At 67.5% G+C, this 23,555-nt stretch carries 22 protein-coding genes; 20 read left to right on the forward strand and 2 right to left on the reverse strand.

The window, feature by feature from the left end:
- Positions 1–107: 107 nt before the first annotated feature.
- The 3 genes from AB6806_RS25550 (at position 108) to AB6806_RS25560 (ending at position 2,981) form a co-directional block, all read left to right on the forward strand.
- Positions 108–863 carry an SIR2 family NAD-dependent protein deacylase gene (locus tag AB6806_RS25550; protein ID WP_142022651.1) on the forward strand — a complete coding sequence of 252 codons (756 nt, stop codon included), beginning with the start codon at positions 108–110 and terminating at the stop codon, positions 861–863.
- 184 nt (positions 864–1,047) lie between these two features.
- Positions 1,048–1,662: a cold-shock protein gene (locus tag AB6806_RS25555; protein WP_038365547.1), complete on the forward strand. Its 615-nt coding sequence runs from the start codon at positions 1,048–1,050 to the stop codon at positions 1,660–1,662.
- A 338-nt stretch (positions 1,663–2,000) separates the two neighbouring features.
- Positions 2,001–2,981 (forward strand): HD-GYP domain-containing protein, encoded by a 981-nt coding sequence (locus AB6806_RS25560; RefSeq protein ID WP_370955859.1) that lies wholly within the window; start codon positions 2,001–2,003, stop codon positions 2,979–2,981.
- A 6-nt stretch (positions 2,982–2,987) separates the two neighbouring features.
- Here AB6806_RS25560 and AB6806_RS25565 read toward each other — a convergent pair whose 3' ends face one another.
- Positions 2,988–3,338: a HesB/IscA family protein gene (locus AB6806_RS25565; protein WP_038365549.1), complete on the reverse strand. Its 351-nt coding sequence runs from the start codon at positions 3,336–3,338 to the stop codon at positions 2,988–2,990.
- 86 nt (positions 3,339–3,424) lie between these two features.
- Here AB6806_RS25565 and AB6806_RS25570 point away from each other — a divergent pair, with 86 nt between their 5' ends.
- The 15 genes from AB6806_RS25570 (at position 3,425) to AB6806_RS25640 (ending at position 20,131) form a co-directional block, all read left to right on the forward strand.
- Positions 3,425–4,672, forward strand: coding sequence for a deoxyguanosinetriphosphate triphosphohydrolase (locus AB6806_RS25570; protein WP_142022652.1), 1,248 nt, complete (start codon positions 3,425–3,427; stop codon positions 4,670–4,672).
- Positions 4,673–4,858: 186 nt separating this feature from the next.
- Positions 4,859–6,625 carry an arginine--tRNA ligase gene (gene argS / locus AB6806_RS25575; protein ID WP_142022653.1) on the forward strand — a complete coding sequence of 589 codons (1,767 nt, stop codon included), beginning with the start codon at positions 4,859–4,861 and terminating at the stop codon, positions 6,623–6,625.
- Positions 6,626–6,725: 100 nt separating this feature from the next.
- Positions 6,726–8,381, forward strand: coding sequence for an SPOR domain-containing protein (locus AB6806_RS25580; protein WP_370955811.1), 1,656 nt, complete (start codon positions 6,726–6,728; stop codon positions 8,379–8,381).
- Positions 8,382–8,610: 229 nt separating this feature from the next.
- Entirely contained in the window at positions 8,611–9,705 is a 1,095-nt protein-coding gene (locus tag AB6806_RS25585) for a TRAP transporter substrate-binding protein (protein ID WP_038365551.1), read from the forward strand.
- A 95-nt stretch (positions 9,706–9,800) separates the two neighbouring features.
- On the forward strand, positions 9,801–10,811 hold the full coding sequence (gene nagZ / locus AB6806_RS25590) for a beta-N-acetylhexosaminidase (protein ID WP_370955813.1): 1,011 nt from the start codon (positions 9,801–9,803) through the stop codon (positions 10,809–10,811).
- Positions 10,812–10,929: 118 nt separating this feature from the next.
- Positions 10,930–11,760 carry a segregation and condensation protein A gene (locus AB6806_RS25595; protein WP_370955815.1) on the forward strand — a complete coding sequence of 277 codons (831 nt, stop codon included), beginning with the start codon at positions 10,930–10,932 and terminating at the stop codon, positions 11,758–11,760.
- A gap of 8 nt (positions 11,761–11,768) precedes the next feature.
- Positions 11,769–12,452 (forward strand): SMC-Scp complex subunit ScpB, encoded by a 684-nt coding sequence (scpB, locus tag AB6806_RS25600; protein ID WP_370955860.1) that lies wholly within the window; start codon positions 11,769–11,771, stop codon positions 12,450–12,452.
- A 175-nt stretch (positions 12,453–12,627) separates the two neighbouring features.
- A complete protein-coding gene (locus AB6806_RS25605; RefSeq protein ID WP_370955817.1) occupies positions 12,628–13,740 on the forward strand; it encodes an ABC transporter ATP-binding protein in 1,113 nt (370 codons plus the stop codon).
- Between the two features lie 80 nt (positions 13,741–13,820).
- Positions 13,821–14,066, forward strand: a complete 246-nt coding sequence (locus AB6806_RS25610; protein ID WP_038365555.1) for a twin-arginine translocase TatA/TatE family subunit — start codon at positions 13,821–13,823, stop codon at positions 14,064–14,066.
- 99 nt (positions 14,067–14,165) lie between these two features.
- Positions 14,166–14,846, forward strand: a complete 681-nt coding sequence (gene tatB / locus AB6806_RS25615; protein WP_370955818.1) for a Sec-independent protein translocase protein TatB — start codon at positions 14,166–14,168, stop codon at positions 14,844–14,846.
- Positions 14,843–15,652, forward strand: a complete 810-nt coding sequence (tatC, locus tag AB6806_RS25620; RefSeq protein ID WP_038365557.1) for a twin-arginine translocase subunit TatC — start codon at positions 14,843–14,845, stop codon at positions 15,650–15,652. Before tatB ends, tatC begins: the two co-directional genes overlap by 4 nt.
- Before the next feature lie 203 nt (positions 15,653–15,855).
- Positions 15,856–17,157, forward strand: coding sequence for a serine--tRNA ligase (gene serS / locus AB6806_RS25625; RefSeq protein ID WP_370955819.1), 1,302 nt, complete (start codon positions 15,856–15,858; stop codon positions 17,155–17,157).
- A gap of 1 nt (position 17,158) precedes the next feature.
- A complete protein-coding gene (gene surE / locus AB6806_RS25630) occupies positions 17,159–17,920 on the forward strand; it encodes a 5'/3'-nucleotidase SurE (RefSeq protein ID WP_113254066.1) in 762 nt (253 codons plus the stop codon).
- 33 nt (positions 17,921–17,953) lie between these two features.
- Positions 17,954–18,616: a protein-L-isoaspartate O-methyltransferase family protein gene (locus AB6806_RS25635; RefSeq protein ID WP_051988287.1), complete on the forward strand. Its 663-nt coding sequence runs from the start codon at positions 17,954–17,956 to the stop codon at positions 18,614–18,616.
- A 258-nt stretch (positions 18,617–18,874) separates the two neighbouring features.
- The gene (locus tag AB6806_RS25640; RefSeq protein WP_370955820.1) at positions 18,875–20,131 is read left to right on the forward strand and encodes a peptidoglycan DD-metalloendopeptidase family protein; all 1,257 of its coding nucleotides are present in this window, start codon (positions 18,875–18,877) and stop codon (positions 20,129–20,131) included.
- Positions 20,132–20,350: 219 nt separating this feature from the next.
- Here the strand turns inward: AB6806_RS25640 and AB6806_RS25645 are convergent, their stop codons facing one another.
- Positions 20,351–21,253: an ATP-binding protein gene (locus AB6806_RS25645; protein ID WP_370955822.1), complete on the reverse strand. Its 903-nt coding sequence runs from the start codon at positions 21,251–21,253 to the stop codon at positions 20,351–20,353.
- A gap of 338 nt (positions 21,254–21,591) precedes the next feature.
- Between AB6806_RS25645 and yajC the strand changes: the two genes are divergently transcribed.
- Both yajC and secD read left to right on the forward strand, forming a co-directional pair.
- A complete protein-coding gene (gene yajC, locus AB6806_RS25650) occupies positions 21,592–21,867 on the forward strand; it encodes a preprotein translocase subunit YajC (RefSeq protein ID WP_166653019.1) in 276 nt (91 codons plus the stop codon).
- 70 nt (positions 21,868–21,937) lie between these two features.
- Positions 21,938–23,548, forward strand: coding sequence for a protein translocase subunit SecD (gene secD, locus AB6806_RS25655; RefSeq protein ID WP_038365566.1), 1,611 nt, complete (start codon positions 21,938–21,940; stop codon positions 23,546–23,548).
- Positions 23,549–23,555: the final 7 nt, after the last annotated feature.

A 23,555-nucleotide genomic window follows, 5' to 3' on the forward strand; every position in this document is an offset into this window, starting at 1 on the left:
ATCAGTCTGGTTTGCTGCGGCGCCGGCCTTGCGTCAATCGCCTTGGAAGCGTCGCAGCGGCGTTCCATATCTGGAGGTGTTCCATTTCCATAAAACCGGGCGAGCCGATGCAGGACGAGACAGAGGATGCGATCGCCGAGCTGCACGCGATGCTGGATCGCGCGAACCGGATCGTCAGCTTTACCGGCGCGGGCATCTCGACCGAATCGGGCGTGCCGGATTTCCGCTCGCCGGGCTCGCCCTGGATGGTCAACAAGCCGATCCCGTTCGAGGCCTTCGTGACGAGCCGCGAGGCGCGCAGGGAGGCCTGGCGGCGCAAATTCACGATGGACGACCATTACCGCGACGCGCAGCCCAATATCGGCCATCGCGCTTTGGCGCGACTCGTGGCGGATGGGCGCTCGCCCGCCATCGTGACGCAGAACATCGACGGGCTGCACCAGGCTTCCGGCGTGCCGGAGGAGCAGGTGATCGAACTTCACGGCAACGGCACCTATGCGACCTGCCTCGATTGCGGCTGGCGGCATGAGCTCGCCGCGATCCGGCCGGCCTTCGAGGCGACGGGCGAGCCGCCGTCCTGTTTGATGTGCACCGGGCCGGTGAAATCCGCGACGATCTCCTTCGGGCAGGCGATGCCGCAGGAGGCGATGATGCGGGCGCAAGGACTGGCGCTGGAATGCGACCTCTTCCTCGTCGTCGGCTCGTCGCTCGTGGTCTTTCCGGCGGCGACGTTGCCCGTCATCGCCAAACGGCAGGGGGCGAGGCTCGTCATCCTCAACCGCGAGCCGACGGAGCTCGACGCGATCGCCGATCTCGTGATCCGGGCCGAAAGCGGCAAGGCCCTGGCGCCGCTCCTGTCCTGAGCGACAGGCCTGCGCCGATCCGAGACAAGGCACCGACTCGCTCACGGCTCCAGCTTTCCCGATCGAAAAAGTGAACTTTCCGCTGGAGATTATGTGGACGAGATCTTCGGGGGTGTTCCCCGAATCCGCAGCAGTGCTATCGTAATGTCACGAATCAAGACGTTCTGCGTGGGGTGAGCGGCAAATGTCCGACGAATTCGGTGAGAGCGGGCGACCACCGATGGGTCCCATCCAGTCACTCAACCGTGTCGTGCGCCTCGATGGGCCAAGCCCTCACGCTTCGGAGGTCCCGGTCGAGACCAGCGGCTACGTCAAATGGTTCGACGTGTCGAAGGGCTACGGCTTCGTCGTTCCCGAGACCGGCGGGGCGGATGTGCTGCTCCATGTCACGACCCTGAAACGCGACGGATTCAATGCGATAGCGGAAGGTGCTCGCATCGTGCTCGAGGCGGTCGAGAAGCCGCGGGGGCGTCAGGCGGTCCGCGTTCTCTCGATCGATACGACAGTGGCGCGGCATCCCTCGGAGATGCCGCTCGCCCGCACCAACGTCACCGTGGCGCCGACGAGCGGCCTGGAGCCGATGGTGGTGAAGTGGTTCAACCGGCTGCGCGGCTTCGGCTTCGTCTCGAAGGGCGAAGGGGCGCCGGACGTGTTCGTGCATATGGAGACGCTGCGCCGCTACGGGCTCGTCGAGCTCGTTCCGGGACAGACCGTGCTGGTGCGCTACGGACCGGGGCCGAAGGGGCTCATGGCTGCGGAGATCCGGCTCGAGCCGGGCGGCGCCGCCGCATCGCACTGAGGGCCTTCGACAAACCCCATCGAAACCCCTCTGGGGTTGTTGGGAGCTCTAAATTGAGAATCCGGTAAGCACGCCGGCAAGGTTATCGTCCCTTGCCGGTTTTTTATCGCGCCGGCACCCGCCTGGCGCGAATTCCGGCTGCGGTTTTTACGCTTCGTCAATCGGCCGGGCTAAGATGGAGGTCTTGCCGGAGACCTAGCGCCATCGTCCTTCTCGTCAGCGATCGTGATCAGCAGCGTCAGTCGCTGCAACGCGCGCTCTCGGTCTGGGGAGCGTGCAGGGCCTTCGACCTCGCCGAGATCGACGAGATCCGCAAGGCCGCTGGTCGTTTGCTCATCGTGGATCTCGATCTCTCCCGGCCCGCGACGATCGTCTCGGCGAGCGCGGCGCTCGCGACTCACCGACAGTCCGGCGCCCCCTTCCTCTTCCTCCTGCGGGACATGTCGCCGCGCAGCCAGATGCAGGCGAACGCTCTCGGGGCCCAGGCGATCCTGCCGGCCGAAACGCCGCCGTCGGCGCTGCTCGACAAGGTCGGGGCCATGCTCGGCTTGCTGCGGGGCAGTGGGCCGGAAACGGTTCTGCAGCGGCGATTCGTCAGGGCTTCCGCCGCATTCGCCGGCCTGCTCGAAGCCGCCGGCTCCGACGGGCCGCTGCCCGTGCAGGCGATCAACGACAGTGTCGAGGCGATCAACCGGGCGGCCGATGACGGCAATCTCGATGCCTGGCTGGATATGGTCTGGCAGCATGACGACGCCACCTACCAGCACTGCCTTCTGGTCTCTGGACTGGTCGCCGCCTTCGCCCGCAAGCTCGGCTTCGGCGAGAGCGACCGGCAATTGATGACGACGGCCGCCGTGCTGCATGATGTCGGCAAGGCGCGAATCCCGCTCGATATCCTGCGCAAGCCAGGACGCCTGACGCCGACAGAGCGTGCCGTCATCTGCCAGCACCCGCAGATCGGGCACGACATGCTGGTCGCGCAGGGCGGTTTCGCGCCGGCGGTGCTCGCCGCCGTGCTGTCGCATCACGAGATGCTCGACGGCTCCGGCTACCCGCATGGCATCGGCGCCGACAGAATTCCCGATCCGGTCCGGATGATCACGATCTGCGACATCTATGCCGCGCTGATCGAACGTCGTTCCTACAAGGCGCCCATGTCGCCGGAGGAAGCCTTCGCCACGCTGATCGGCATGGGCGACAAGCTCGACCGGGACCTCTTGCGCGCCTTCGGCAATGTGGTCCTGAGCAGCTCCGTGGCGCGGCTCGGCAAGATGATGGCGCGGCCTGCGGCCAGCGCTGCGGCCGAGGACGCGGCCTGAACCGGCTCAGACCGCGAAGGACGTGCCGCAGCCGCAGGAGCTGGTCGCGTTCGGATTGGTGATCCGGAAGGACTGGCCGATCAGGTCGTCGACGAAGTCGATGGTGCAGCCTTCGAGCAGGTCGAGCGAGGTTTCGTCGATCACCACGGTCGCGCCATCGCGCTCGATGACGAGATCGTCGGGCGCCTTCTTCTCCTCGATATCGAAGACATATTGGAAGCCGGAGCAGCCGCCGCCGGCGACGCTGACGCGCAGCATCGCGCCCGGCGGCTCCTTTGCCATCACCGAGAGAATCCGTTTCGCGGCGTTTGCCGTCACCGCGATGCCGCGCGGGTTGACCGCAAGATCGGTCGACATGGGCAGATGTTCCTTGCACCCTGGTTGTCCGTAAAGGTAATGGCCCGGCAGCGCCTCTACAAGCACGGGGCGGCGACGAGGCTGCCATGCCGCATCCGCACATCCCGACATCGGTCTTCTCAGCGGGCGCTGAGCCCGGTGAGCGCTGGCGCGCTCCTTATGCGTGCCGCTCCAGCATGAGCCGCGGCCGGCTCGTCGGTGAGCCCGCCTCGGCGACGCGGGGCGAATTCCAGCGCGATCGCGACCGCATCATCCATTCGACCGCCTTCCGGCGGCTCAAGCACAAGACGCAGGTCTTCGTCTCGCATGAGGGCGACCATTACCGCACGCGGCTGACCCACACGATCGAGGTGGCGCAGATCGCCCGGGCGCTGGCGCGTGCGCTTGGTCTCGACGAGGATCTGGCCGAGGCGCTGGCGCTGGCCCATGACCTCGGCCACACGCCCTTCGGCCATACCGGCGAGGATGCGCTCGACGAATGCATGGCGGGGTTCGGCGGTTTCGACCACAACGCCCAGACGCTGAGGATCGTGACCCGGCTCGAGCAACGCTATGCCGATTTCGACGGGCTCAACCTGAGCTGGGAGACGCTGGAAGGGCTGGTCAAGCACAACGGCCCGCTGCTCGACGCCGAAGGGAAGCCGACGGCGCGCTACGCCAAAACCGGCATTCCGGCGGCGATCGTCGAATACCAGCATCGGCAGGATCTCTGGCTAGACAGCTATGCGTCGGCCGAAGCGCAGGCCGCCGCGCTCGCCGACGACATCGCCTACAACGCCCACGACATCGACGATGGCTTGCGGGCCGGGCTGTTCGGCCATGCCGCCCTGCGCTCGGTGCCGTTCCTGGCCGGGCTGCTCGACGAGATCGAGCGGCTGCATCCGGGGCTCGAAAAAGCGCGCCTGACCAATGAGCTCGTCAGGCGCGTCATCACCCGCTTCGTCGAGGATGTGATCGCAGAATCGCAGCGGCGGCTCGAGGCGCTCGCGCCCACTGAGGCCGATGCGATCAGGCGGGCAGGGCAGCCGGTCGTCGCCTTCTCGGCGGCGATCGAGGCGGCCGACCGGGACATCAAGGGCTTTCTCTATCCCAATATGTACCGTCATCCGCGCATCGCGCCGATCCGCGCCCAGGCCGCGCAGGTGGTGCGGGAGCTGTTTGCGCGCTTCAGCGCCGATCCCTTGGCGATGCCGCAGGAGTGGGCGGCGGGTTGCGACGGGCTCGACGAGCATCGCCGCATGCGCCGCATCGCCGACTACATCGCCGGCATGACCGACTGGTACGCGCTCGACGAGCATCGCCGCCTGTTTGACGTCACCCCCTCGCTGCGATAGGGCCGGGCGGCCGTACAAAAATGTTCGAGCTTGGTGAGCCCTCATCCTGAGGAGCGGCCGAAGGCCGCGTCTCGAAGGATGCTCCAGCGGTTTCCGGAGCCTCCTGGATCATCCTTCGAGACGCGCTTCGCAGAAACGCTTCTCAGGATGAGGGCTCGGAAGTTTCCTGCCGACAAGATGACCACGATGAACCTGTTCGAGACCTATTCCGCTCGCCTTCACGCCGCGCTCTGGGCGCTTGCTGAGCGAAGCGCGCTTCCCGCCGGGCTCAATCTCGGGCGTGTCGTGGTCGAGCCGACCAAGGACCCGGCGCATGGCGACCTCGCCACCAACGCCGCGATGGTGCTCGCCAAGGAGGCCGGCACCAATCCGCGCGCGCTGGCCGCGTTGCTGGTCGAGGAGTTGTCGCGCGATCCCGAGATCGCCAAGGCCGAGATCGCCGGGCCGGGCTTCATCAATCTGACGCTGCAGCCGGCGGTGTTCACTGCGATCCTGAAATCCGCGATCGAGACGGGGCTCGACTATGGCCGCGGCAGGGGCAAGCCTGCGCCGAAGATCAATGTCGAATACGTCTCGGCCAATCCGACCGGGCCGATGCATGTCGGCCATGGCCGCGGCGCGGTGTTCGGCGACGCGCTCGCCCGCCTGCTCGCCTTCGCCGGCCATGACGTGACGCGCGAATACTACATCAACGATGCCGGCGCGCAGGTCGACGTGCTCGCCCGCTCGGCCTTCCTGCGTTATCGCGAGGCGCTGGGCGAGGATATCGGGGCGATTCCCGAGGGGCTCTATCCGGGCGACTACCTCAAATCGGTCGGCGAGACGCTGGCGAAGCAGTACGGTCCGGCGCTGAAGGACAAATCCGAGAGCGAGTGGCTGCCGCTCGTCCGGCAGGCCGCCATCGACGGCATGATGGCGATGATCCGCGACGATCTCGCCGCGCTCGGCGTCGTCCACGACGTCTTCTTCTCGGAGCGCTCGCTGCAGGCCGTCGACGGCAACAAGGATGCCGTCGCTGAGACGATCGAGGATCTGCGCGCGCGCGACCTGGTCTATGAAGGCCGCCTGCCGCCGCCCAAGGGCCAGAAGGACGAGGACTGGGAGGATCGCGAGCAGACGCTGTTCCGCGCCACGCAGTTCGGCGACGATGTCGACCGGCCGCTGCTCAAGTCGGACGGCAGCTATACCTATTTCGCCAACGACATCGCCTATCACCGCTCGAAGTTCACGCGCGGCTTTGCCGAGATGATCGACGTCTGGGGCGCCGACCATGGCGGCTACGTCAAGCGGATGCAGGCCGCGGTGAAGGCCGTGACCAACGGGGAGGGCTCGCTCGACGTCAAGCTCTGCCAGCTCGTCAGGCTGCTGCGCAATGGCGAGCAGGTGCGCATGTCGAAGCGCTCCGGCGACTTCGTCACGCTGCGCGAGGTCATCGACGAGGTCGGCCGCGACGCGGTGCGCTTCATGATGATCTTCCGCAAGAACGACGCGACACTGGACTTCGATCTTGCGAAAGTGGTCGAGCAGTCGAAGGACAATCCCGTCTTCTATGTCCAGTATGCCCATGCGCGCTGCGCCTCGATCTTCCGGCAGGCCCGCGAGGCGTTCCCCGATCTCGACCTGTCCCCCGCTGCATTGTCGCAGGCGGATCTGTCGATTCTGGTGGATGAGGCCGAGGTCGGCATCGTGAAGATGATCGCCGCCTATCCGCGGATCATCGAAGGCGCGGCCACGGCCCACGAGCCGCATCGCGTGGCATTCTTCGTGCATGAACTGGCGAGCGCGTTCCATTCTCTCTGGAACAAGGGCAAAGACTCGCCGCAATTACGGTTCGTTAATCAAACTGATCGAAAGTCGACCTTGGCGAGATTGGCGTTCGTACATGCGGTGCGCAGCGTCCTTGCTTCCGGTCTGGCTGTCGCCGGAGTTGCGGCGCCGGAAGAGATGCGCTGACGGGGCACTATTCCGGCGGCGCGCACAAGGTCAGGTTGACCGCACAGAGTTCCCGGTTCTTCCATAGGGGGAAGCGGCTTGTGCTGGAATGGATCGTACCATGAGTGAGCCAGCTAGGAATCGTTTCGCGCTCGATCTCGAGGATCTCGAGCGCCAGCTTCGGGGGGCAGGGCAGGCGCAGCGCCCCGCGCACTCGCCCGATCCGCTGGCGGAGCTGACCCGTATCGTCAGTCAGGACGATCCGCTCAAGGACATCTTCACCGAGCGCAGGCAGCAGCCTGCTGCGCCGGCGACGCGCCAGGAGCCCAGCTTCGCTGTGGTGCCGCAGCAGCCCGTCTATGTGCCGCCGCGTGCGGCGCAGGCTCCTTTGCCCGTCGCCGAGCCGCCGGCCGAGATGCGCGGCGCCCTCGACGAGTTCGAGGCCCTGTTGCGCCGGACCGAGCCCGAGCGCAAGCCCGCGGCCGCGCCGGTTCAGCCCCGGCAACACTATCAATACGACGACGAGCCCGCGGAGCAGGATTACGCTCATCCCGAGCCGGCCGCCTATTCCCGGCCGGTGCCGGCCCAAGGGGCGCCAGCCGCGCGCGACCTTGACGAGGAGCAGGGCTTCTACCGGGCCCCGGTCTATCAGCAGGAACCCGCCTATGACGCCGAGGCTTCGGACCAGGGCTTCGATGCGCGGCAGCAGACCTACCATCCTCAATATGCCGAAGACGACCTGCCCGATCTCGAGCCCCGGCGCTCTCGCAAGGGCCTCTGGGCGGCGGCTGCGGTGATCGCCATTGGCGTCATCGGCGTCGGCGGAACCATGCTGCTGCGCGGCGGCTCGTCTTCGAAGAGCGGCGCGCCGCCGGTGATCGCGGCCGATAGCGGCCCGGTCAAGGTCGAGCCCGCCAATCCGGGCGGCCGGGAAATTCCGAACCAGAACAAGCAGATCTACGAGCGCTCCGCCGAAGACCCGCAGGGCAAGACCAAGCTCGTCGACAGCCAGGAGCAGCCGGTCGACATCCAGCAAGCGGCCCGCTCGATGCCCTCGCGGGTGGTTCTGCCCGGACCGGGCACCGCTTCGAGCGAAACCGTCACCGCTCCGGCGCCCAGCGGCGCCGAGCGCAGCATCGTGATGCCCGAGCCCGCCTTGACCCCGATGCCGCCGGTGCCGGGCCTCGGCGAGCCGCGCAAGGTCCGCACCGTCTCGATCCGTCCCGACGGCTCGCCGGCGCAGGCGGCCGCTGCCGACGCCAATGGCAACCGCCCGATCGCGACCGGCTCGGCGCCGAGCCGCTCGATCGCGGGCAGCCCGGCCAGTGCGAATCTGCCGATCGCGGCCGCCGTGCCGCCGCCGGCTGCGCCGAAGCCGCAGGAGCGCGCGACGACACCGCCGGCCGCGACCACGCCCGCCGCTCCGACCCGCCTCGCCAGCGCAGCGCCTGCCGCTCCGACCCGCCTCGCCAGCGCAGCGCCTGCCGCTCCGACGCCGGCTCCCGCCAACGCCGCGATCCGCGCCGGAACCGGCGATTTCGTGGTCCAGCTCGGGGCGCCGGGCAGTGAGCAGGAGGCGCGGGCGACCTTCGCGGCGCTGCAGCGCAAATATCCGCAGCAGCTCGGCGGTCAGTCGCCGATCGTCCGCAAGACGGAGCTCGCTGGCGGCAAGACGGTCTATCGCCTGCGCGTCGGGCCTTATTCCCGCGATGACGCCACCTCGATGTGCTCGGCGCTTCAGGCCGCGGGCGGTCAGTGCTTCATCGCCAAGAACTGAGACAGCCTCGTTTCGTCATGAAAGGGCAGCGCCTTCGGGCGCTGCCCTTTTGTTTGGCCGTCTCGCTGCGTCCATGCTCCGGCCGCCTGCGCTTTTTGTGCGAGCAGGCATGGCGCCGGGCATACTTGTCGCGCCCGAAGGCGCATGCGACTTAGCTGACAACAATCAACGATGCGTCGGAAGGCCGCGTGCCGCCGGCGTGACGCAAAGCACCAGCTGGAGGATACCCATGGATCGTCGCAACTTCGTCAAGGTCGCCGGTGTGGGCGCTGCCGGCAGCGCCGCCATCGCGGCGCCGGCGCTCGCGCAGTCTCAGCCCAAGATCAGCTGGCGGTTGACCTCGAGCTATCCCAAGAGCCTCGACACGCTCTATGGAATCTCGACCCATGTCGCCAAGCGCGTGGCGGAGGCGACCGACAACAATTTCCAGATCCAGGTCTTCGCGCCGGGCGAGATCGTGCCGGCGCTGCAGGCGCTCGACGCGGTGCAGAACGGCACGGTCGAATGCAGCCACACGCTGTCGAGCTTCTATATCGGCAAGGATCCGGCCTTCGCCTTCGAGACCTCGCTGCCCTTCGGCTTCAACACCCGCCAGCAGAACGCCTGGCTCTATCAGGGCGGCGGGCTCGAGCTTTGCCGCGCCTTCATGAAGACCTATAACTGCTACACGATCCCCTCGGGAAACACCGGCGCCCAGATGGGCGGCTGGTTCCGCAAGGAGATCAAGACGCTCGAGGATCTGAAGGGGCTGAAGTTCCGCATCGCCGGGCTCGGCGGGCGGATCATGGCGCGGCTCGGCGTGGTGCCGCAGACCATCGGCGGGGCCGACATCTATCCGGCGCTGGAGCGCGGCACGCTCGATGCGGTCGAGTTCTCCGGGCCGTTCGACGACGAGAAGCTCGGCTTCGTCCGGGTGGCGAAATATTATTACTATCCCGGTTTCTGGGAGGGCAACGCCAACGTCAGCTTCATCGCCAACCTCGATAAGTGGAACGCGCTGCCGGCGTCCTACAAGGCGATTCTCGAGGCGGCCTGCGCCGAGGCCAACGCGCTCTGCGTCGCCAAATACGATCACGGCAACCCGGATGCGCTGGTGCGGCTGGTCGGCACCGGGGCCGAGCTGCGCGCCTTCCCGCAGGAGGTGATGGCGGCCGCCTATAAGGAGGCCTTCGCCATGTATGCGGAGCTCGCCGCCAGCAACCCGCAGTTCAAGACCTTCTACGATTCCTTCCTGCCCTATTGGAAGAAGGAGCAGCTCTGGTTCCGCATCGCGGAGCTGCCCTTCGACGCCTTCAACGCGCAGAACTTCCAACAGATCAAGTGAGGCGGTCGGCACTCCGCCGTTCCCTCCCCGCCGCAAGCGGGGGGAGGGGACGCGTGGTGCTTGACCGCGCCCGCGCCAGTTTCTAACCCGGTGCCATGACCTCGCGCGCCTTCATCGCCGGCTGCCTCGGCACGAGCCTCACGCCCGACGAGCGCGCCTTCTTCCGTGATGCCCGTCCCTGGGGCTTCATCCTGTTCCGGCGCAACACGCAGTCGCCCGAGCAGGTCGCGGCCTTGACGGCCGAGATGCGCGAGACCGTCGGCTGGCAGGCGCCGATCCTGATCGATCAGGAAGGCGGCCGCGTGCAGCGCATGGGGCCGCCGAACTGGCCGAAATACGCGTCGGCGCGGGCCTTCCTGACCATCAACGATGCGGTGCGCCAGCGCGAGATCGTGCGGCTTTCGGCACGGCTGATGGCGCATGACCTGAAAAGCGTCGGCATCGATGTCGACTGCCTTCCGGTGCTCGACGTGCCGGTCGCCGGCAGCCACGACGTCATCGGCGACCGCGCCTATGCCTATGAGCCGGACCAGGTGGCGCGCCTCGGCCGGGCGGCGGCGGAAGGGCTTCTCGCCGGCGGCGTGCTGCCGGTCGTCAAGCACATGCCCGGCCATGGCCGGGCGCGGGCGGATAGCCACCACGACCTGCCGGTGGTGGATGCGACGCTCGACGAACTCAGGGCGCATGATTTCCGGCCGTTCCGCCATCTCGCCGACATGCCGCTGGCGATGACGGCGCATGTGGTCTTCACTGCGCTCGATCCGAAGCACCCGGCCACCGTGTCGCGGAAGATCGTGCGCGGGATCATGCGCGAGGAGATCGGCTTCGACGGGCTGATCATGACCGACGACATCTCGATGAAGGCACTCTCCGGCACGTTCGAGGCGAAGGCCCGGGCCGCCATCCGCGCCGGGGTCGACGTCGTGCTGCATTGCCACGGCATCATGGAGGAGATGGTCGCCATCGCCGGGGTGGTGCCGGAGATGACCGGCGCGCGCGCGCGTCGGGCTGCCGTTGCGCTCGGCCGCATCCGCCACGAGCCAGAGCCTCTCGATGTCACCGCCGCGCGCGCCGAGGTTGCCGGCGCCCTTGCGCTGGACGGCTGAAAAGCCGAATCTGTCCCACGGGGTTGATCACATCTTCCCGCATGCCATCCCGGATATTCGCTTCGCTGCGTCCGGGGTGACGGCGAGAGATGGGCAAGGCGGGTGAGGGCAGGCCAGCATGACGGCCGATTTGCCATTCGCGGAAGATCGCGCGCGGCGCGAGGACGAGCCTGCGCTCGTCGTCGATGTCGACGGCTATGAAGGGCCGCTCGACCTGCTGCTCGATCTCGCGCGCCGCCAGAAGGTCGACCTGCACCGCATCTCCATCCTGGCGCTGGCCGAGCAGTATCTCGTCTTTGTCGAGCAGGTGCGGGCGCTGAGGCTGGAACTGGCGGCCGATTATCTCGTGATGGCGGCCTGGCTCGCCTATCTCAAGTCGCGCCTGCTGCTGCCCGAGCCGCCGAGGGGCGAGGAGCCGAGCGCGGCCGATCTCGCCACGGCGCTCGCCTTGCGCCTGCGCCGGCTGGAGGCGATCCGGGCGGCGGCGAACAAGCTCTCGGCGCGCGAGCGGCTGGGGCAGGATGTCTTCGCGCGCGGCGCCCCGGAGGAGATCGTCGCCGGTGCCCGGCCGGTCTGGGAGGCGGAGCTCTACGATCTGCTCGCCGCCTATGCGCATCAGCGGCAGAAGCGGGTGCAGGGGCATATCTCGGTCGGCCATCGCGTCGTCTGGTCGCTGGTCGAGGCGCGCGAGGCGCTGCAAAAGCTCGTCGGCGAAGCGGGGGACTGGACCGATATCGACCCCTATCTGACGCGCTACATGCAGGCGCATGGGCTGCCGGTGGGTGAGATGAGGGCGACTGTCAGGGCGTCAGCACTCTCAGCCATGCTGGAGATGGTGCGGGAAGGCATGCTCGACATCCGGCAGGACGACGCCTTCGCGCCCATCCATGTCCGCCGCCGCTCGGCGCGGCCACCGGCCTTGCCCTTCGTCGGACAGGACGCCTCATGACGGCGGCGATGGCCGAGACGCGCGACGAGGAGGATGGCGGCGGGGCGGAAGCCTTCGCGCAGGCGCTGCGCATCGTCGAGGCGTTGCTCTTCGCCTCCGCGGCGCCGCTGTCGGAGGAGGAGCTCGGCCGCTCGGTGCCGGCGGGAATCGATATCGGGCAGGTCCTGGCCCGTCTTGTCGCGTTCTACGCGGCGCGCGGCGTCAATCTGCGGCAGGTCGCCGGAGGCTGGGCTTTCAGGACGGCGTCCGATCTCGGCTATCTGCTCGCCGCCGAGGCCGAGCCGCCACGCAAGCTGTCGCGAGCGGCCCTCGAAGTGCTGGCGATCATCGCCTACCACCAGCCGGTGACGCGCGCCGAGATCGAGGAGATCCGCGGCGTCGCCACCGCCAAGGGCACGCTCGACATCCTGCTCGAGGCTGGCTGGGTGCGATTGCGCGGGCGGCGGCGCTCGCCGGGCCGGCCGGTGACCTATGGCACGACACGCGGCTTTCTCGATCATTTCGGGCTCGACCGCATCGACGACCTGCCGGGGCTCGACGAATTGAAGGGGGCGGGCTTCATCGAGGGCCGGCTGACGCGCGACCTCACCGTGCCGGTTCCCGACGACGATCCGGGCCTGCGCGACGACGAGGATCCACTCGGCGATCTGTTCAGCCCGCTTGACGACGGCGAGGGCGGCCCGCAGGGGTAAAAGCGGTCACCGCGATATCGCGCCAGTTCCCCCGGCGTCATCCCGGACAAGCCGCGAAGCGGCGCCGGTCCGGGATCCATGTCTGAACGTTCCTCGGGAGCGCTCCGGCATGGATCCCGGGCCTCCCTTCGGTCGCCCGGATGACGGCGCAAATTTGGATAGGTGGAGCAGGGACTTGGCGCGGAGCGAGACCAAAGCAGGATGGCTCGGCTGGGGCCGGCGCGGCACGGCCGGCGCGGCGATTCCCATGGCGCTCGGCTTCGAGAACGTGACCCAGCGCTTCGGCGCGGTGACGGCGCTGTCGGACGTCTCCCTCTCGGTTCGACCCGGTGAAATCGTCGCCCTGCTCGGCCAGTCGGGCTGCGGCAAGACGACGCTGCTGAGGCTCGCGGCCGGAGTCGAGCGGCCGAGCGCGGGGCGGGTGCTGCTGGAAGGGCGCGATGTTTCGTCGCCCGCCGCCTTCGTCGAGCCGGAACATCGCGGCATCGGCTTCGTCTTTCAGGATTATGCGCTGTTTCCGCATTTGAGCGTGCGGGAGAACGTTCGCTTCGGACTGCGCGACCGGTCGGGAAGCGCCGCCGACGCCACGGCGCTGCGGGCGCTGGCGCGCGTCGGGCTCGAGCATCTGGCCGGCTCCTATCCGCACATGCTCTCGGGCGGCGAGCAGCAGCGTGTCGCGCTGGCGCGCGCCATTGCGCCACGCCCCGGCGTCCTGCTGATGGACGAGCCCTTCTCCAACCTCGACCGGCGGCTGCGCGACGTGGTGCGCGACGAGACCGCCGCGCTGCTGGAGGAGACGGGAGCGACCTCGATCATCGTCACGCACGACCCCGAGGACGCGATGCGCATCGCCGACCGCATCGTGCTGATGCGCGCCGGGCGCATCGCCCAGATCGGCACCGCGGAGGAGCTCTACCGCAAGCCCGCCAGCCTCTTTGCCGCCCGATTTTTCTGCGATTTTACCGAGATCGAGGGCCGGGTCTCGGGCGGAACGGTCGAGACGCCGTTCGGGCGCTTCGCGGCGCAGGGCGTGGCGGAAGGCAGCGACGCGATCGTCTGCATCCGGCCGCATCGGGTGCGGATCGTGCCGAAGGGGTACTATCTCAAGGGGCGGCTGGTCGCGCGGCGCTTTCTCGGCGAGGTCGATCATGTGCTCGTGGCCGTCGATGGCTTCGACCGGCCGCTCGCCGCGCGCATGGCGCTGTCGGACGAGGTCGGCGTGGGCGACGAGGTCGGCGTCGACATTCCGTCGGACGAAGTCCTTGTGTTTCCCGCGGCGGATCAATAGGTTCCGCCGCCGAGCGAACGACCGGGCCAGAATTGGTCGGGGACAGGCCCCGGTCGGGGCAATTTCGGAGGAGTTTCGCCATGGGTGGCGTGAGCATTTGGCACTGGATCGTCGTCGGCGTCATCGTGATGCTTCTGTTCGGACGCGGGAAGGTGTCCGAGCTGATGGGAGATGTCGCCAAGGGCATCAAATCGTTCAAGAAGGGCATGGCGGAAGATGACGAGCCGACGCCGACCGCCACCACTGTCGACCCCAAGGTGATCGACCAGACGCAGGCCAGCAACGCGGCGGCTCAGGCGCAGGCCAAGGCCGACCACAAGGCCTGACGCGGCGCGCGCCCCGAGGGCGTGGTGTTGGTGATGCGCGCGGCCCGACCGTTCGACCCTGTGGTCGAACGGCGAGCGCGCCGATAGGAAGAGCCGTCGATGTTCGACATCGCCTGGAGCGAAATGGTGCTGATCGGGGCGGTCGCGCTCGTCGTGATCGGTCCAAAGGATCTGCCGAAAGTCCTGCGCACGGTCGGCCAGACGATCGGCAAGGTCCGGCGCATGGCGGCCGAATTCCAGGGCCAGTTCAACGAGGCCATGCGCGAGGCCGAGCTCGCCGACCTGAAGAAGCAGGTCGAGGATGTCGGCGGCAGCGTGTCGAGCTCGCTCAACACCCATACGGACTACAAGCCGATCGAGGAGCCGAAGGATTTTTCGGCTTCCGGAACGGCCGGCGATGTGGCCAAGCCCGATACGGCCGCGCTGAAGGAGGCGGAAGCCAAGCTCGCCGCGATGCCGGCTCCCGAGCTGCCTCCGATGGAGATTGCCGCCGAGACGCCGGCCGCCAAGCCGAAGCGCGTCCGCAAGGCCAAGCCGGAAGAAAAGCCCGAAGAGGTTGCGCCTGTCGCCGCCGCTCCGGCAGCGGAAGCCGTCGAGCCCGCCGCGAAGACGAATGGCGCTGAGCCCAAGCCGGCCCGCGCGCGGCGCGTCAAGCCGATCGCGGCCGTGGCGCCGGCAGAGCTGGACACGCCCTTGCCGGAAGCGACCGCGGCGGAGCCGGCCAAGCCTGCCCGCAAGCGTAAGACGAAGACGGCGAAGGGCGAGGAGACTTCCGCATGAGCGTCGCCAATCCTCGCGAGGGCGAAGACGAGATCGAGGCCTCGCGCGCGCCGCTCCTCGACCATCTGATCGAATTGCGCTCGCGGCTGATCAAGTCGCTGATCGCCTTCCTGATCATGTTCTTCATCTGCTTCGGCTTCTCGACGCAGATCTACAACATCCTGGTGAAGCCCTATGTCTGGGCGGCGGGGAGCGCGGCCAACGCGCAGCTCATCTATACCGGCCCGCTCGAATTGCTCTTCACCCATATCAAGGTGGCGGCCTTCGGCGCCGGCTTCTTCGCCTTCCCGGTGATCGCGACGCAGATCTACAAATTCGTCGCGCCCGGCCTCTACAAGAATGAGAAGGCCGCCTTCGCGCCCTATCTCGTGGCGACGCCGGTGTTCTTCACGCTCGGCGCGCTGCTGGTCTTCTTCTTCGCCATGCCGGTGCTGATGAAGTTCTCGCTCGGCATGCAGCAGGCGGCGACCGAGACGCAGGCCGGCATCGCGCTCCTGCCGAAGGTCAGCGAATATCTCTCGCTGATCATGACGCTGATCTTCGCCTTCGGCATCGCCTTCCAGTTGCCGGTGATCCTGACGCTGCTCGGCCAGGCGGGGATCATCGATTCGCAGTTCCTCAAGGACAAGCGGCGCTACGCCATCGTCTTCGTGTTCATCGTCGCGGCGGTTCTGACGCCGCCGGACGTGATCTCGCAGCTCATGCTCGCCGTGCCGATGCTGCTGCTCTACGAGCTTTCGATCTTCTCGGTGCGCCGCGTGGAGAAGAAGGGCGAGGCCGCGAAGGCAGCCGAGGACGCGGAGTAGGGTGCTGTCGTCATGCTCGCCCTTGTGGCAAGCATCCGCGTCTTGAACGCCGCTGCTTCCGAACGAAGACGTGGATGGTCGGGACAAGCCCGACCATGACGTGATCGGGGCGCCGAATGCCGATGTCGGTGGTTCCCTCGCGCGCGATCCCGGTCTAGAGCATCCAACGCTGCATTCCGCAGCGATGGCATGGCCGGACGACGATGTACGACATCAGATGGATTCGCGAGAACGCCGCGGCGTTCGACAAGGGGCTTGAACGCAGAGGCCTGGCGCCGCTGTCGTCCTCGCTGCTCGAACTCGACGATGTCCGCCGCTCGTCGATCGCCAAAGCGCAGGCCACGCAGGAGCGCCGCAATGCGCTCTCCAAGGAAATCGGCAAGGCGATGGGCGCGAAGGATGTCGCGCTCGCCGACAAGCTGAAGGCCGAGGTCGCCGCGCTTAAAGAAGAGCAGCCGGCGCTGGAGGCGCAGGAGAAGGCCGCCAAGGAGGCTCTCGACGAGAAGCTCGCGGCGATCCCGAACACGCCCTTCGACGACGTGCCCGGTGGCGCGGACGAGCACGGCAATGTCGTGCTGCATGTCCATGGCGTGAAACCGGAGGAGCGCGGGCTTCTCAAGGGCGTGAACGATCCCAAGCAGCATTTCGAGCTGGGCGAGGCGCTCGGCCAGATGGATTTCGAGAAGGCGGCCAAGCTCTCGGGCGCGCGCTTCGTCGTGCTGGAGAAGCAGATCGCGCGGCTGTCGCGGGCGATCGGGCAGTTCATGCTCGACATGCACACGGAGGAGCACGGTTATACGGAGGTCAATCCGCCGCTGCTGGTCCGCGACGATGCGATGTTCGGGACGGCGCAGTTGCCGAAGTTCCGTGAGGATCAGTTCCGCGCTGGGGAGGAGCATTGGCTGATCCCCACCGCCGAGGTGCCGCTGACCAATCTGGCAAGGGAATCAATCCTTTCCGAAGAGGAGCTGCCGCTTCGATTCACCGCACTGACACCTTGTTTCCGGTCGGAGGCAGGCTCCGCTGGGCGTGATACGCGCGGCATGCTGCGCCAGCACCAGTTCGAGAAAGTCGAGCTGGTCTCGATCACGGCGCCCGAAAAATCGCGCGAGGAGCATGAGCGCATGCTCGCCTGCGCCGAGGCCGTGCTGAAGAAACTCGACCTGCATTATCGCGTGATGACCTTGTGCACCGGCGATATGGGCTTCGCCTCGCAGAAGACCTACGACATCGAGGTCTGGCTGCCGGGGCAGAAGACCTATCGCGAGATCTCGTCCTGCTCGGTCTGCGGCGATTTCCAGGCGCGGCGCATGAATGCGCGCTACAAGACCAAGGACGGCAAGGGCCCGTTCTTCGTGCACACCCTCAACGGCTCGGGCACGGCGGTCGGCCGCGCGCTGATCGCGGTGATGGAGAACTACCAGAATTCCGACGGCTCGATCACCGTGCCGGACGTGCTGGTGCCCTATATGCGCGGCGTGACGCGGATCGAGAAGGCAGCCTGAGATGCGAATCCTCGTCACCAACGATGACGGCATCCATGCCGAGGGGCTGGAAGTGCTGGAGCGTATCGCGCATCAGCTCTCCGACGATGTCTGGGTCGTGGCGCCGGAGAGCGACCAGTCCGGCGTCGCCCATTCGCTGTCGCTGTCGAATCCGCTGAGGCTCCGTCAGATCAGCGAGAAGCGCTTCGCCGTGGCGGGCACGCCGACCGACTGCGTCATCATGGCGGTGCGCTCGGTCATGGCCGAGGTGCGGCCCGACCTCGTGCTCTCGGGCGTCAATCGCGGCTCGAACGTCGCCGAGGACGTCACCTATTCCGGCACCATCGCCGCGGCGATGGAGGGCACGCTGCTCGGCATCCCCTCGATCGCGATCAGCCAGGCCTATACGCCGGGCGACCGCAACAATATCCGCTGGGACTGCGCCGAACATCATGCGCCGGGCATCATCCGCCGCCTGCTGGAGGAGGGGATTCCCGAGGGCGTGCTGTTCAACCTCAACTTCCCCAATGCGGGGCCCGGCGATGTGCAGGGCGTCTCCGTCACGGTGCAGGGCCGGCGCGACCAGGAACTGGTCAAGCTCGAGCCCCGCAAGGACGGGCGCGGCAATCCCTATTACTGGATCGCCTTCCAGCGCAGTCGCAAAGAGCCGGCCAACGGCACCGACCTGCGCGCCATGGCCGAGAACCGCATCTCGGTGACGCCGCTGGAACTCGACCTGACCCATGAGCCGACGCTGACGCGCTTCGCGCAGGTCTTCGCCTGAGGCGATTCGGGAAGGCTGAGGGGAGGGGCAGAGATGGGGGAGGAGGTGCCGGCCAGCGAGGGCGAGCGCACCGTCGCCTTTCTCCTGTCGCTCAGGGCGCGGGGTGTGCGCGATCTTGCGCTGCTGCGGGCGATGGAGCGCGTGCCGCGCGACCGCTTCGCGCCGGCCCGCTTCGCCGATCTCGCGCGGCAGGACGTCTCGGTGCCGCTGCCTTGCGGCCAGACGATGACGGCGCCGCATACGGTCGCCAATCTGATCGGCGCGCTCGACCTGCAGGCAGGCGCGCGCGTGCTCGAGGTCGGAACCGGCTCGGGCTATGTCACGGCGCTTCTCGCCGCTCTTGGCGGCGAGGTCGTCTCGCTCGAGCGCTATCGCTCGCTGGCGCTGGCTGCGCATGAGCGCGTCTCCGGCAGCGGCTTCGGCAAGGTGGTGGATCTGCGCCACGCCGACGGCTTCCAGCCTGATCGCACGCTGGGCCAGTTCGACCGCATCCTCGTCAATGGCGTGACGCATTCCGTTCCGGAGGCCTTGCTGATGCGGCTTTCGCCCGGCGGCCGGCTGGTCGGGGCGCTCCGCGTCGAAGGCGTGGCGCGGCGCGTGGTGGTGACCCGCCTCAGTGACGGCCAGTTCGATTATGCGACGGGGCCGATCCTGCGGCTGCCGCCGCTGATTCCGGGCCGCTCGCAGGCCCTTTGACGGCTTTCCCGCCGGATCGGACAAACGCGCTGCACGTCGCGGCCACGCCGGCAAAAAATCGAAAAAGGTGAATCGGGACTCGCGAGAGAAACGCTTTCGTAACCTGAACGGGACTTTAATGGCCTTCATCGAGTTGCGTCGTTCGCGAGTACTCTGTCCATGCGTAGCCAAGCCGGAACGGTCAAATCCCGTCTCCTTTGCCGTCTTTCGACGGTCTGTCTGCTTGCCCTCGGTGTCAGCGCCTGCTCGTCGGATACGATGCGCTTCACCGAGACTCCCTTCGACAATCCGTTCAGGACGGCGCAAGCCGCGCCTGTGCGCGACCCGGTGACCACTGGTTCGATCGGCTCCAGCTCCGGCGCTTTGCAGCCGGTGCCGTCTTCTCCGGTCGTGCGCTCGCAGTCGCTGCCGCCGCCGCAGGCCTCCGCCGCAATGCGGCCGGCGCCGGTCGCCCCGGTCGCGGCCGCCCCGTCGGCGCAGCCTGTCGGGGGCAGCGCCGCTGGCTGGACCGCGCAGGGCGGCACGCCGATCGTGCTCGCCCAGGGCGAAACGCTGGACATGATCTCTTCCCGCTACGGCGTGCCGCGCGCGGCGCTGATCTCGGCGAACGGGCTGAGCAATGCCAATGTGGCGCCGGGCACCCGCCTGACGATCCCGATCTACAATGCCAGTGGAGCGGCTACGGCCGCGGCCGAGCCGGTTCGGCGTGCGGCTTCCCCCGCGCCCGAGTCGCGCGGCTTCGTTCAGGGAGCGGCGCCGGTGCGCCAGGCTGCGACCGAGGTCCGCTCGCAGGCTCGTAGCGCCGCCGAGGTCAAGCCGGTCGCCGAAGCCAGGACTGCGGCTGCTTCCAAGGCGGAGGCCGATGCGCAGGCGATGAAGGAATCGCGTGCCCGCTTCGCTGCCGAGGCCAAGGCCAAGGCGGAGGCCCGCAAGGCCGCCGTCGCCGAGGCCAAGCCTGCGGCAGCCCCGGCGCAGCTCCGCCAGCCCAAGGTTGCGACTCCGGCGGTCGAGTCGACGAAGCCCGTCGCCGTCGCCAGCGCTCCGGCGACCGAGAAGCTTGCACCGGCCGCGAAGGCCGAGCCCGCTCCCGAGCCCAAGACGACCGCCAGCCTGCCGAAGCAGGAAGCGGCGACGTCGAGCGCCGACAAGGCCGATTTCCGTTGGCCGGCCCGGGGCCGCGTCATCTCGGGTTTCAGCGGCAAGGGTGGCAATGAGGGCATCAACATCGCGGTGCCGGACGGCACCCCGGTCAAGGCCGCCGAGGAGGGCACCGTCGCCTATGCCGGCAGCGAGCTGAAGGGCTATGGCAACCTGGTCCTGATCCGTCACCCCAATGGCTATGTCTCGGCCTATGCCCATAATGGCGAGCTCAAGGTGAAGCGCGGCGATACGGTCAAGCGTGGCCAGGTCGTCGCCAGCTCCGGCCAGACCGGCAACGTCTCGTCGCCGCAGCTGCACTTCGAGCTGCGCAAGGGTTCGACCCCGGTCGATCCGACGCCTTATCTGAACAACTGATCGAAGCTGCCCAAATCCGGCTTCAGCCTTCGATCGGTACCCGCGAGACCCCGCCGATCGAATACGGAACGGGGCGCCTCCAGAAGAGGCGCCCCGTTTTGTTTGCTTTTCGGGATACCGTCCTGCTCGACCCTGTGGCGAGCATCCAGATCCTGAGCAGTGCGCTGCGTCGATGAAGGCGTGGATGGTCGGGACAGGCCCGACCATGACCTTCGCGCTTTACCCCTCCAGCTTCTTTCCGAGCCGGCCGGCAAGATCCTGGATGTATTGCCAGGCGGTGCGGCCGGAGCGGGAGCCGCGCGTCGTCGCCCATTCGAGCGCGTCGCGGCGCAACTCCTCCGGGGCGACGGTGAGCCCGAAATGGGCGACATAGCCGTCGATCATCGCGAGATATTCGTCCTGGCTGCATTTGTGGAAGCCGAGCCAGAGGCCGAAGCGGTCGGAGAGCGAGACCTTCTCCTCGATCGCCTCGCCGGGATTGATCGAGGTCGCGCGCTCATTGTCCATCATGTCGCGCGGCAGCAGGTGGCGGCGATTCGAGGTCGCGTAGAACACGACGTTCTCGGGCCGCCCCTCGACGCCGCCATCGAGCGCAGCCTTGAGCGATTTGTAGGAGGTGTCGTCGCCGTCGAAGGACAGATCGTCGCAGAAGACGATGGCGCGGTGCGGATCGCTGCGGAGCTGGCTCATCAAGGCGGGCAGGCTCTCGATGTCCTCGCGGTGGATCTCGATCAGCTTCAGCGGCCGTTCGCCCTTGGCGAGGTGCTGGTTGGTGTCGGCATGGACCGCCTTGACCAGCGAGGACTTGCCCATGCCGCGCGCGCCCCAGAGCAGGACGTTGTTGGCGGGCAGGCCGCGGGCGAAACGCTCGGTGTTCTCGGCCAGCGTGTCGCGGACGCGATCGACGCCGCGCAGCAGGGACAGGGCGACGCGGTTGACCTTCGGCACCGGCACGAGCTCCGAGCCCGCCGCGTGCCAGACGAAGGCGTCCGCCGCCGCAAGGTCGATCGGCTTGCGCGGGAGGGGGGCGATGCGCTCCAGCGCGGAAGCGATCCGCAGCAGGGTCGCGAGCGTCTCGGTGGCGGTCTGGTCGATGGTCTTCTCGGTGGTCTTGTCGGTCATCTGGCATGCGCCTTCATGGTTTGGCTGACAACCGTACCGTACCGTCCGGTACGGTTGCGTGCCTAGCTAAACCGCGTTGTGCGATCTTGCGCAAGGGCATTGCGCGAATGGCGGCAAGCCCATAGGTGAGGAGCGCGCTTGCGCGAGTGGGCGTGTCCGATTGATTTCACGGCATTGCTGGCTATAGTCCGCGCGATTTTCCGGCCGGGCGATGCTTTTGTCGTGTCTTTTCGCGGCGTGTCTTGCGGCTTGGCGGCTCGTTGCCGTCGCACCAGAGGAGTGTTTTTGTGATCACCCCCGCTTTTGCCCAGTCGCTTGGAGCCGGCGGCGGCTCCGACATGCTGATTCAGCTGGTGCCGTTCCTTCTGATCTTCGTCATCATGTGGTTCCTGATCATCCGGCCGCAGCAGCGCCGGGCCAAGGCGCATCAGGAGATGATCAAGAACGTGCGTCGCGGCGATACGATCGTCACCTCCGGCGGGCTCGTCGCGAAGGTGTCGAAGGTCGTCGACGACGGCGAGGTCGAGGCCGAGATCGCCGAAGGCGTGCGGGTGCGCATCGTGCGCGGCATGATCCAGGACGTCCGCTCGAAGAGCGAGCCGGTCAAGAACTGAGGCGACGTCGCCCAAGACGACGACTGGCCTCCTCGTGAGGCCAGCCCCCACAACAAGGCTGTTCACGCAGATGCTTCGTCTCCAGGCCCGCAAGGTCATTCTCGTCCTGCTCGTGCTGTTCTTCGGCTGCGGGCTCGCCGTGCCGAACCTGTTCTCGCCGGAGACGCGCAAGTCGATCGAGGAGAATGCCCCCTCCTGGATTCCGCGCTTCCTGCTGCCGACCCATGCGGTGGTGCTCGGCCTCGACCTGCAGGGCGGCTCGCACGTCCTGCTCGAGATCGACCGCGCCGATCTGATCCGCAGCCAGGTAACGCAGTTGCGCGACGATACGCGCCGCATCCTGCGCGAGGAGCGCATCAGCCTCCAGGGCGGCATCCAGACGACGACGCGCGGCGTGCAGATGCGCATCCCCGATGCGGCCGAGCGCGCGCGTGTGCTGCCCAAGCTGCAAGAGCTTTCGCAGCCGGTCGGCACGCTCGGCGCCTTCGGCCCGTCCGGCAACCAGTCGATCGCGATCACCGAGCAGCCCGACGGACTGATCCAGCTCACCGTGACGGAAGCCGGCTCGAACGAGCGCATCCGCCGCGCCGTCGAGCAGGCGATGGAAGTGCTGCGCCGGCGCGTCGACGCGCTCGGCACGACCGAGCCGAACATCCAGCGCCAGGGCCTCGACCGCATCCTCGTCCAGGTGCCCGGCCTGCAGGATTCGCAGCGGCTGAAGGAAATCCTCGGCGACACCGCCAAGCTGGAGTTCCGCCTGCTGGGCGATGCCAACAGCACCGATGTCGACATGCTGCCCTCGCAGGATTCCGGCGGCCAGCCCGTGCCGGTGCTGCGCCAGCCCGTCGTCGACGGCGCCGATCTCGTCGATGCGCAGCCCTCCTTCGATTCGCGCACCGGCCAGCCGATCGTGAATTTCCGCTTCAACATCCGCGGCGCGCAGCGCTTCGGCCAGATCACCACCGAAAATCTCGGCCGCCCGCTCGCCATCGTGCTCGACAACAAGGTGATCTCGTCGCCGGTCATTCAGTCGCCGATCACCGGCGGCTCGGGTCAGATCTCCGGCAACTTCACCGTCCAGCAGGTCAACAACCTGGCGATCCTGCTGCGCGCCGGCGCGCTGCCGGCCAAGATGACCATCGTCGAGGAGCGCACGGTCGGTCCGGGCCTCGGCGCCGACTCGATCCATGCCGGCAAGCTCGCGACGCTGATCGCCGGCGTTCTCGTCGTGCTCTACATGCTCGGGACCTACGGCATCTTCGGGCTGATCGCGAGCGTCGCACTCTTCGTCCATGTCTGCCTGATCTTCGGCCTGATGTCGCTGATCGGGGCGACGATGACGCTGCCCGGCATCGCCGGCATCGTGCTCACCATCGGCACGGCCGTCGATTCGAACGTGCTGATCTATGAACGCATGCGGGAGGAGGAGCATCAGGGCCGCAGCCTCGTCTCGGCGCTCGAGGCCGGCTTCCAGCGCGCCTTCGCGACGATCATCGACTCGAACGTCACCATGCTGATCGCGGCCGTGGCGCTGTTCTCGCTCGGCTCCGGCCCGGTGCGCGGCTTCGCCGTGGTGTTCATCCTCGGCATCCTCACCACCGTCATCACGGCGGTGACGCTGACTCGGATGCTGATCGCCGTCTGGTATCGCTGGGCCAAGCCCAAGCACCTCCCGTTCTGACGCAGCC

This window comes from Allobosea sp. RCC_152_1, assembly GCF_041360765.1.
Lineage (GTDB): Bacteria > Pseudomonadota > Alphaproteobacteria > Rhizobiales > Beijerinckiaceae > Allobosea > Allobosea spartocytisi.

Bases quoted from the DNA above. Each gene is read 5' to 3' on its own strand.
- AB6806_RS25610 (WP_038365555.1), top strand. From the start codon at position 13,821: ATGGGTGGCGTGAGCATTTGGCACTGGATCGTCGTCGGCGTCATCGTG.
- AB6806_RS25555 (WP_038365547.1), top strand. From the start codon at position 1,048: ATGTCCGACGAATTCGGTGAGAGCGGGCGACCACCGATGGGTCCCATC.
- AB6806_RS25635 (WP_051988287.1), top strand. From the start codon at position 17,954: ATGGGGGAGGAGGTGCCGGCCAGCGAGGGCGAGCGCACCGTCGCCTTT.
- nagZ (WP_370955813.1), top strand. From the start codon at position 9,801: ATGACCTCGCGCGCCTTCATCGCCGGCTGCCTCGGCACGAGCCTCACG.
- surE (WP_113254066.1), top strand. From the start codon at position 17,159: ATGCGAATCCTCGTCACCAACGATGACGGCATCCATGCCGAGGGGCTG.
- AB6806_RS25640 (WP_370955820.1), top strand. From the start codon at position 18,875: ATGCGCTTCACCGAGACTCCCTTCGACAATCCGTTCAGGACGGCGCAA.
- tatC (WP_038365557.1), top strand. From the start codon at position 14,843: ATGAGCGTCGCCAATCCTCGCGAGGGCGAAGACGAGATCGAGGCCTCG.
- AB6806_RS25580 (WP_370955811.1), top strand. From the start codon at position 6,726: ATGAGTGAGCCAGCTAGGAATCGTTTCGCGCTCGATCTCGAGGATCTC.
- scpB (WP_370955860.1), top strand. From the start codon at position 11,769: ATGGCCGAGACGCGCGACGAGGAGGATGGCGGCGGGGCGGAAGCCTTC.
- AB6806_RS25585 (WP_038365551.1), top strand. From the start codon at position 8,611: ATGGATCGTCGCAACTTCGTCAAGGTCGCCGGTGTGGGCGCTGCCGGC.
- yajC (WP_166653019.1), top strand. From the start codon at position 21,592: ATGCTGATTCAGCTGGTGCCGTTCCTTCTGATCTTCGTCATCATGTGG.
- tatB (WP_370955818.1), top strand. From the start codon at position 14,166: ATGTTCGACATCGCCTGGAGCGAAATGGTGCTGATCGGGGCGGTCGCG.
- AB6806_RS25570 (WP_142022652.1), top strand. From the start codon at position 3,425: ATGCCGCATCCGCACATCCCGACATCGGTCTTCTCAGCGGGCGCTGAG.
- AB6806_RS25645 (WP_370955822.1), bottom strand. From the start codon at position 21,253: ATGACCGACAAGACCACCGAGAAGACCATCGACCAGACCGCCACCGAG.
- AB6806_RS25550 (WP_142022651.1), top strand. From the start codon at position 108: ATGCAGGACGAGACAGAGGATGCGATCGCCGAGCTGCACGCGATGCTG.
- secD (WP_038365566.1), top strand. From the start codon at position 21,938: ATGCTTCGTCTCCAGGCCCGCAAGGTCATTCTCGTCCTGCTCGTGCTG.
- serS (WP_370955819.1), top strand. From the start codon at position 15,856: ATGTACGACATCAGATGGATTCGCGAGAACGCCGCGGCGTTCGACAAG.
- argS (WP_142022653.1), top strand. From the start codon at position 4,859: ATGAACCTGTTCGAGACCTATTCCGCTCGCCTTCACGCCGCGCTCTGG.
- AB6806_RS25595 (WP_370955815.1), top strand. From the start codon at position 10,930: ATGACGGCCGATTTGCCATTCGCGGAAGATCGCGCGCGGCGCGAGGAC.
- AB6806_RS25565 (WP_038365549.1), bottom strand. From the start codon at position 3,338: ATGTCGACCGATCTTGCGGTCAACCCGCGCGGCATCGCGGTGACGGCA.